This is a genomic window from Pseudomonas oleovorans subsp. oleovorans (genome assembly GCF_002197815.1).
Taxonomy (GTDB): domain Bacteria; phylum Pseudomonadota; class Gammaproteobacteria; order Pseudomonadales; family Pseudomonadaceae; genus Aquipseudomonas; species Aquipseudomonas oleovorans.
In genome coordinates this window covers 98011-104657 of sequence record NZ_NIUB01000015.1, presented here as the reverse complement: position 1 = coordinate 104657, position 6647 = coordinate 98011, and the positions used below count along the sequence as shown (strand labels likewise).

Below are 6647 nucleotides of genomic sequence, written 5' to 3'. Positions count from 1 at the left end.
GACTTGGACTGGTCTCGATACTGGATACGATCAATCGGCTTAACCGCATGGCCTGAACCGCCGTGTACGGAACCGTACGCACGGTGGTGTGGGAGGACGGCGGCCGTGAGGCCGCCTCCTACCCGATCGGCTGACTGCCTAGATACGGAAGCTGTCGACCAGGTGCTTGAGGCGTACGGCCTGTTGTTCCAGGTCGTCGCAGGCGCGCAATGTCGCCTGCAGGTTTTCCACGCCTTCTTGGTTGAGGGTATTGATCTCGATGATGTCCATGTTCAGTGATTCGATCACCGAGGTTTGTTCTTCGGTCGCAGTCGCTACCGACTGGTTCATGCCGTCGATCTCGCCGATGCGGGCCGTCACAGTCTCCAGGCGCTCACCGGCCTGATTGGCAATTTGCACGCTGTCTTCACTGTGGCGCTGGCTTTCGGTCATGGTGGTGACCGATTCGCGTGAACCGACCTGCAGTTCCTCGATCATCTTCTCGATTTCCTGTGCCGACTCCTGGGTGCGGTGCGCCAGGTTGCGCACCTCGTCGGCGACCACGGCGAAACCGCGTCCCGCCTCGCCGGCACGGGCTGCTTCAATGGCGGCGTTGAGTGCCAGCAGGTTGGTCTGCTGGGAGATGCTTTTGATCACTTCGAGAATCTGACCGATATCCACAGTCTTGCTGTTGAGCATCTCGATCTTGGCGCAGGCGTCGCTGATCTTGTCGGAGAGTTCGCTCATCGAGCGGATCGCCTGCTGCACCACCTTGCCGCCGTCCTCGGCCTGATGCCGTGCATCCGAGGCCCGGCTTGAGGCGTCAGCGGCGTTGCGGGCGATTTCCTGCGCGGCGGCGCCGAGTTGGTTGATTGCCGCAGCCACGCTGTTGGTGCGGCTGGACTGTTCGTCGGAGTTGGCCATCGATGAGTTGGAGGCATTGACCACCAGTTTCGCGACTTCGTTGACCTGGACGGTCGCCGAAGACACCTCGCGGATGGAGCTGTGGATACGTTCGACGAACTGGTTGAAAGAGCGCGCCAGCGCGCCAAATTCATCGTTGGACTGGATCGTCAGGCGCTTGGTCAGGTCTCCTTCACCCTGGGCAATGTCCTCCATGGCCTTGCCCATGGCGGTCAGCGGCTGCATCAGCACGCGGATCAGCAAGCCGAGCAGGGCAATGATCAGTACCACGGCAATCACCGTGGCGACGATGGCTGAGGCGCGGAACTCGCTGAGCATCGCGTAGGCCTTGGCCTTGTCGATGGACAGGCCTACGTGCCAGTTGACCGAGGGCAGCCCCTGAACCGGGGTGAAGGTAAGGATACGGGGGGCACCGTTCAGTGTGGATTCGCTGAATGCCTTGCTGATGCTCGGGGTGTCCTGTGGATAGATCTCCTTGAGGTTCTTCATGACCAGGTCTTTGTCCGGGTGCACCAGAACCTTGCCGTCGGCACTGACCAGGAAGGCATGGCCGATGCCGTCGAAATCCAGGGCATTGATGATATCGACCAAGGTTTGCAGGCTCAGATCGCCGCCGACCACGCCAGCGGGCCTGGCCGGGGTGGCAACGGTGATGATCAGCTCGCTGGTTGCTGCATCCATGTAAGGTTCGGTCAGGGTCGTGTTGCCGGCAGCCATGGCGTCCTTGTACCAGGGGCGGCTGCGCGGGTCGTAGTCGGCGGGCATCTGCTCATCCGGGCGCATGGTGAAGCCGCCGCTCTCGGTGCCCAGGTAGGTAAAGGCGAAGGAAGAGGTTAGCGCCTTCTGTTCCAGCAGTTTGATCACGCGCTCCTGCTCGCTGTCATTGCTGATCGACTGGGCGGCGCTTTCCACCAGCAGGATGCGCCCGGACAACCAGTTTTGAATATTGCTGGCCGTTACATTGCCCATTTCATGCAGGTAGTTCTCCAGGTCTTCGCGGATGGCATTGCGTTGCAGGTAATCGTTGTAGAGAGTGAACAGGGAAAAGGCGACGATGACCACAAGGGATGCGGCGAGCAAAATCTTGTGGCTGAACTGCAGGTTTTTGTTCATGTTGTGTTGTATCCGGATGGCTCTGGAACCAGTCTTGTGTTCCACCATGGCGTTCTTGGGGCGCTGTGGTGGGCTGTTGCAGCAGGCAGGGTGACGTTTCGTTCTATTTGTATGTCGGCATACCTGCAGTAAAGCTTTAACCCAGAGGATGGCAAGATGCCTTTGATTTCGCAGTTTGTATTGGGTGCTGGCAGTGATGGGCAGGCGGTGGCGCAACCGTTGCGCCTGGCCAATCGTCACGGGCTGATCGCGGGCGCAACCGGTACCGGTAAAACGGTGACCCTGCAGCGCCTGATCGAGACTTTCAGCGATGCCGGTGTGGCGGTATTCGCGGCTGATGTCAAAGGTGACCTGTGTGGCCTCGGCGCCGCCGGTGCGCCGCAGGGCAAGGTCGCCGAGCGTATCGCCAGCATGCCCTGGCTCAACCACCAACCGCAGGCTTATCCGGTGACCCTGTGGGACGTGCATGGCCGTAGCGGCCACCCTTTGCGCACCACGCTCAGCGAGATGGGGCCCCTGTTGCTTGGTGCGCTGCTGGAGTTGACCGACAGTCAGCAGGCAGCACTCTATGCTGCCTTCAAGGTGGCGGATCGCGAAGGATTGCTGCTGCTCGACCTGAAGGATCTGAAAGCGCTGCTTGGCCATCTCAAGGACAACCCGCAGGTGCTCGGGGAAGACGCTGCGTTGTTTACCAGCACCTCGGCGCAGGCATTGTTACGCCGTTTGGCCAGTCTGGAGCAGCAGGGTGCCGAAGCCCTGTTCGGTGAGCCGGCGTTGCAGCTCGAAGACCTGTTGCACCCGGATCGTGATGGCCGAGGCCGCGTGCATCTGCTCGATGCCTCGCGCCTGGTGCATGAGGCGCCCAAGGTCTACGCAACCTTTCTGTTATGGCTGCTGGCCGAGTTGTTTGAGCAGTTGCCGGAGCGTGGCGATGCCGACAAGCCGCTGCTGGCGCTGTTCTTCGATGAGGCGCATCTGCTCTTTCAGGGTACGCCCAAGGCGCTGCAGGAACGTCTGGAGCAAGTGGTGCGACTGATTCGCTCCAAAGGGGTCGGCGTGTATTTCGTCACCCAGTCGCCGGGTGATTTACCTGATGATGTGCTGGCCCAGCTCGGCCTGCGCATTCAGCATGGTCTGCGCGCCTTCACGGCCAAGGAGCAGAAGGCTCTGCGCGCCGTGGCTGATGGCTTTCGCCCGAACCCGGCGTTCAACACGCTCAGCGTACTCACCGAGTTGGGTATCGGCGAAGCGCTGGTTGGCACGCTGGAGGAAAAGGGCACGCCGGCCATGGTCCAGCGTGTGGCCATCGCGCCGCCGCAGTCGCGTATCGGCCCGCTGAGCGATGCCGAACGTGCCGCGCTGGTGCGCCAGTCATCGCTGGCGGGGCGCTATGACAAGCCTGTCGACCGCGAGTCGGCCTACGAGCTGCTCAACGCTCGTGCCGAACAGGCTCGTGATGCCGCGCCAGCCAAGGCAGCAGGAAAACAGCGGGTAGAGCCAGGGTTGGGCGATATGGCCAGCGATCTACTGGGCAGCGCCATGAAAAGTGCCTTGCGTCAGGCGGCCAACCAGCTAGGCCGGCAACTGGTGCGCGGACTGATGGGGTCGTTGATGGGGGGCAAGAAGCGCTAGAAACGGTCGTCACCCTGCGAAGGCGAGCATCCAGTGCTGTGTGGTCACGTTCGCGGGTGTGATGCGAAATGTCGTTATCAGCGCGCCCACTGTGGCCGGGCAGATGAACCCGGCACGGCAGGCTGTTACTGGCCGGCAGCTTCGCCAGCGGCTTCCTGCTTGTCCTGGCGCTCTTTCTCGATCTTCTCGATTTCCTTCTCAAAGGCCTGATCGAGCAGGCTGGGTTTCTTGCGCCAGGGTTTACGGTCAGGATCCGGTTGAGCGGCGTAGGTAATGACTTCTCCGCCGTAAACATTCTTGTAACGCTGCGCCTGGCGCTCGAGTTCGGCGCGCAGTTCGTCTTTCGTCACGTGTTTTACCTATCTGTTATGAGCGATCCACACGACACGTGAAGCACCAGGCTTCACTGCAGCGGTCAGGAATCGATCAGGGGCTTTGCTTTGAGTGGCAAGGAGATGATCGTGCAAAGCGTGCGCAATCTTCTCCGTGTTCTTCGCTACTTGACTATTTGTAACTTTATTACGAGAAAAGTTGCATGCAGTAACTGTCGCGTATTATCACTAACGCCTTGCCAATGTCCAGCAATCAGCCTCTTAGCGCCTGGTAATGCAAGCGCAAGTGCAGTTGGCAACTTTGTCTGTGAGCCAGTAACTGCAAGCCCGGGCGCGTTGGCAGGTGATGCGCATTGACCGGATGAGTGGCGGGCTCGAAGCAGAAGAAGTTCTGCGCCTGCGGACAGAACAACAGAAATACATCGCTGCCTTCGGCCTCGCAGACCAGTTGATAATCGGCATCCGCTTGAATGATGCGCGCCATGCCCGGCCATTGGGTAAAGGCATTGTCGACGAGTTGCTGCGGCAGCAGGGTCGGCTCTTCGAAGTTTCATGCCGGCGGCAACTCGACCCACTGACTGGACAGTTTGTCTTCAGCGCATAACCACACCCCGGCAGCTAGCGCCTGCTCGTCGCTGTGTCGCAGCAGCGCTCGGCCATCGCTCAGGCGAGTCCAGTTGACCAGGCTGGCGCCCAGTTCCGGGGCGAGGGTCAGTCGTGTCAGGCTATCGCGCAGGGTCAGCAGGGTCGTTGGCATGTGGCGCTCCTGGGGCTATAAATGTCGGGAATTCATAGCGTCATCGTACAACCGCTGGGCTATCATGGCGGCAAAGCCACGCGTCTAAATTCGAGAATTCGTCCACCATGGATACGCAAAACGCTCAACCTCGTGCTCGTCGCAAACACCGCAGCCTGGCTCAGGAATTGGTGGCCGAGCTGTCGCAGCGCATTCGTGATGGGCTGATCAAGCGCGGTGAGAAGCTGCCGACCGAATCGGCGATCATGGAGGAACAGGGTGTCAGCCGTACGGTGGTACGCGAGGCCTTGTCGCGTTTGCAGGCTGCTGGCCTGGTGGAAACGCGTCACGGCATTGGCACCTTCGTGCTGGACACGCCCAGTGCCAGTGGTTTTCGCATCGACCCGGCGACCATCGTCACCCTGCGCGACGTGCTGGCCATTCTCGAGCTGCGTATCAGCCTCGAGGTCGAGTCTGCGGGCATGGCGGCGGCGCGTCGTACCGATGCACAGCTGAAGGCCATCCGTGAGGCACTGGATGCCATCAACGAAAGTGCCGCGCATGCCAGTGATGCAGTGTCCTCGGACTTCCAGTTTCACCTGCGCATTGCCGAGGCCACCGGTAACCGTTATTTCACCGATATCCTCAGCCATCTGGGCACCAGCATCATCCCGCGGACCCGGGTCAATTCCGCCAGCCTGGCGCGTGATGACCAGAGCCATTACATGGCGCGCCTGGAGCGTGAGCACGAGCAGATCTTCGAGGCCATTGCGCGTCAGGATGCCGAAGCGGCGCGTGCGGCCATGCGTCTGCACCTGACCAACAGCCGCGAGCGCTTGCGTCAGGCGCACGAAGCGGCCGAGGCCGAAGCGCTGCACGGCTGAGCAGCCGCTAGCGGCGGTAAGCCAGCAAGACAATCCCGCCCACCACGATCAGCCCGCCGAGCACCTGCAGCGGGCCGAGCAACTGGCCGAGCACCAGCCAACCCAGCAGCATGCCGGCTACTGGTTCCATGTTCATCACCGGCGCGTTGCGGGCAATGTCCAGGCGCGGCATCAGGATGAACAGCATCGAGAACGCCGTGCCATAGAGCAGTACCAGGCAGGCCAGGGCGATCCAGCCGGCCGCCGCGTTGGGCAGACCCAGGCCGCCGGGCAGTGCACCGCTGGCACCGGCCAGGGCCGAGGCACTGAAGACCACCGCCATGGTCAGCATGCTGCGCACCCGTCCGGGCATGGCTGACAGTCGATGTTCGGTAATCCACAGCGCAACGGCGAAGACCCCCGCAGCAGTCAGGCTGAACAGTACCCCTTCGACCCAGCGCGCGTCGAGCTGAGCCTCGCCGGACAGGCGCGCCGGCACATCCAGCACCAGCACCAGACCGAACAGGATCAGGCCCATGATCATCGCGGCGCGGCCGGTTGGCGCCGCGCCACCGAGTGCCCAGGTGAGCAGAGCCAGCAGAATCGGCGAGAGGTTCACCACCAGCAATGCCAGGCCTACCGGGATGCGTACCACTGCCGAGTAGATGCAAAAGCTTTGCACCGCGATCAGCAGCCCCAGCAGCAACTGCCAGCCCCATGTGGTGCGGCTCAGGCGCAGCGAGTCACGTTGCCACAGCACCAGCGCCGCGAGTACCAGCAGGGTGCCCCCGGAGCGGAAGAGCATGGCCATCAGCAGACCGGTGTCGTGGTCGAAGGCGATGCGCGCGGCGATGTGGTTGCCAGCGAAGGAGCAGGCCAGGGTGGCGAGGATCAGCGCGGCGATATGCCGGGGGAACGGGGTTGCTGACATGGCAGGGCGATACGTCCTTATAAAGCGAGAGCCGTCAGGCGGCGGCTCGGGGTGAATGAAGCGGCCCCGCACGCGGGCGGTGAATCAGAAGGTGCGATCTCGCGAGCTAGAGCCCTACAAGGCAAAAACAGGCGAGG

Annotated in this window: 5 protein-coding genes and 1 pseudogene; 2 read left to right on the top strand and 4 right to left on the bottom strand. The window is 61.8% G+C overall.

All coding sequences use genetic code 11. The annotated features are described in order from the left end of the window. Positions 1–138 precede the first annotated feature (138 nt). Positions 139–2016, bottom strand: coding sequence for a methyl-accepting chemotaxis protein (locus tag PSOLE_RS11340; RefSeq protein WP_074856213.1), 1878 nt, complete (start codon positions 2014–2016; stop codon positions 139–141). 156 nt (positions 2017–2172) lie between these two features. Here PSOLE_RS11340 and PSOLE_RS11335 point away from each other — a divergent pair, with 156 nt between their 5' ends. Continuing rightward, positions 2173–3648: a helicase HerA-like domain-containing protein gene (locus tag PSOLE_RS11335; RefSeq protein WP_074856215.1), complete on the top strand. Its 1476-nt coding sequence runs from the start codon at positions 2173–2175 to the stop codon at positions 3646–3648. A 125-nt stretch (positions 3649–3773) separates the two neighbouring features. Here PSOLE_RS11335 and PSOLE_RS11330 read toward each other — a convergent pair whose 3' ends face one another. Next, the gene (locus PSOLE_RS11330) at positions 3774–3998 is read right to left on the bottom strand and encodes a hypothetical protein (RefSeq protein WP_074856217.1); all 225 of its coding nucleotides are present in this window, start codon (positions 3996–3998) and stop codon (positions 3774–3776) included. A 235-nt stretch (positions 3999–4233) separates the two neighbouring features. Beyond that, positions 4234–4737, bottom strand: a pseudogene (locus PSOLE_RS11325) (hypothetical protein). Positions 4738–4844: 107 nt separating this feature from the next. On the opposite strand from PSOLE_RS11325, the gene PSOLE_RS11320 reads away from it, so the two are divergent. Further along, positions 4845–5600, top strand: a complete 756-nt coding sequence (locus tag PSOLE_RS11320) for a FadR/GntR family transcriptional regulator (protein WP_074856219.1) — start codon at positions 4845–4847, stop codon at positions 5598–5600. 7 nt (positions 5601–5607) lie between these two features. Here the strand turns inward: PSOLE_RS11320 and PSOLE_RS11315 are convergent, their stop codons facing one another. Further along, positions 5608–6510, bottom strand: coding sequence for an EamA family transporter (locus PSOLE_RS11315; protein WP_003462488.1), 903 nt, complete (start codon positions 6508–6510; stop codon positions 5608–5610). Positions 6511–6647 lie beyond the last annotated feature (137 nt).